The following is a 1,944-nucleotide window of genomic DNA, read 5'->3' as shown; positions in this document are numbered from 1 at the left end:
GCCCAACACGCCGGCCTGACCCTGCCCGCCACCTTGATCTTCGACCACCCCACCCCCACCGCCCTCACCCACTACCTCTACGACAAATTGGGCACACACACCACCTCTAATGGCGTTGACGATCCCGACGAACTCGAAATGCAACAACTCATCGAAACCATTCCAGCTAAACAACTCATAAAAGCCGGGGTCCTGGATATTCTCCGCGATATCGCAGGTGGTTCCGAACGCGCTTCAGGTTATCCGGAGGACGAAGACGCCTCGGATATGAATGTCGATGAATTAATGCAGCTTATCTTTAAAGATAAAGGGAACCACGATGACTTCTGACGCTGAAAATTTGGCGGAGGCGCTTCGCGAATCCGTCCGGCAAATTTCACGACTGAAACGACAGAACCGGGTCCTTCGAGAAAGATCATCCGAGCCCGTGGTCGTGGTGGGTATGGCATGCCGGTTTGCCGGGGGGATTGGTTCAGCGGCCGATCTGTGGGAGGTGGTCAGCACCGGCACCGACGTGGTGGGGGGTTTCCCCACCGACCGCGGCTGGGATCTGGGTGGATTGTTTGATCCCGACCCCGACGCGGTGGGTAAGACGTATAGCCGTTCGGGTGCGTTTTTGGCTGATATCGCCGGCTTTGACGCCGAATTCTTCGGCATTTCGGCTCGTGAGGCGGCCACGATGGATCCTCAGCAGCGGGTTTTGCTTGAGGTTTGTTGGGAGGCGTTGGAGAACGCGGGGGTTGATCCGGGCTCGTTGGCTGGTTCTGAGACGGGAGTGTTTGTCGGGACCTGGGGGCAGCCCTATGGCGATAGTGGTGATGAGGGTAGTGCGGGCCTGGTGATGACCGGCGGGGCTACCAGCGTGGCCTCCGGACGCATCGCCTACGCCCTGGGCCTGCAGGGCCCTGCGGTCACTGTGGATACGGCCTGCTCTTCCTCACTGGTCGCCACTCATCTGGCGTGTCAGTCGTTGCGTAATGGGGAGTCGAATTTGGCCCTGGCTGGGGGGGTCACGGTGATGACGACGCCGGCGACGTTGACTGAGTTTGCGCGTCAGCGTGGGTTGGCGGTGGATGGGCGTTGTAAAGCGTTCGCTGCGGCCGCTGATGGCACCGGATGGGGCGAGGGTGCAGCGGTGCTGGTGTTGGAACGTTTAAGTGATGCCCGCCGTCACGGGCATCGGGTGTGGGCGGTGATCGCGGGTTCAGCGGTCAATCAAGACGGTGCCTCTAACGGGTTGACCGCTCCTAACGGGCCCGCCCAACAACGCGTGATCACTCAGGCCGCGGCTAACGCTGGAGTCGGGTTGGACCAGGTTGATGTGGTCGAGGCCCACGGCACGGGCACCACGTTGGGTGACCCGGTCGAAGCCGGGGCCCTGATCGCCACCTACGGCGCTCACCGCGACCCCGACCAGCCGTTGTGGCTGGGCTCGGTCAAATCCAACATCGGCCACACTCAGGCCGCCGCGGGGGCGGCCGGGCTGATCAAAATGATCCAGGCCCTGCATCATCAGGTGCTGCCGGCCACCTTGCATATCGACCAACCCAGCCCCCATATCGACTGGTCACACGGCACCGTGCAACTGCTGAGCCAGGCCCAGCCCTGGCCGGTGAGCGAGCACGTGCGCACCGCGGCGGTGTCCTCGTTCGGGATCAGCGGCACCAACGCGCATGTGATTGTGCAGCAGGCCCCCGATGAGCTGGCGGTCTCTGACACCGACACCACCACCACACCACCGGGGGAGTCGGGCGAGTCGGCCCAGCCCACGGTGTTGGTGTGGCCGTTATCGGCGCGCAGCAGTGCCGCGTTACGCGCTCAGGGCGCTCGATTGCGCCAACACCTGCTTGAGCAGCCCGAGGTATCGCTGCGGGATCTGGCCTACAGCCTGGCCACCACCCGCAGCCATCACCCCCACCGGGCCGCGATCAGCACCAGCAGCAC

The 1,944-nt window shown here is 63.2% G+C and carries 2 protein-coding genes; both read left to right on the top strand.

All coding sequences use genetic code 11. The annotated features are described in order from the left end of the window. A partial coding sequence (locus AWC27_RS30970) for an acyl carrier protein (protein ID WP_169726758.1) occupies nucleotides 1-330 on the top strand: 330 nt, incomplete at its 5' end. Continuing rightward, nucleotides 320-1,944 (top strand): type I polyketide synthase (locus AWC27_RS11215; protein WP_139836918.1); only part of this gene is annotated, 1,625 nt, incomplete at its 3' end. The genes AWC27_RS30970 and AWC27_RS11215, both read left to right, overlap by 11 nt.

This window comes from Mycobacterium szulgai, from assembly GCF_002116635.1.
GTDB lineage: Bacteria > Actinomycetota > Actinomycetes > Mycobacteriales > Mycobacteriaceae > Mycobacterium > Mycobacterium szulgai.
This window is presented reverse-complemented; position numbering and strand designations above follow the sequence as displayed.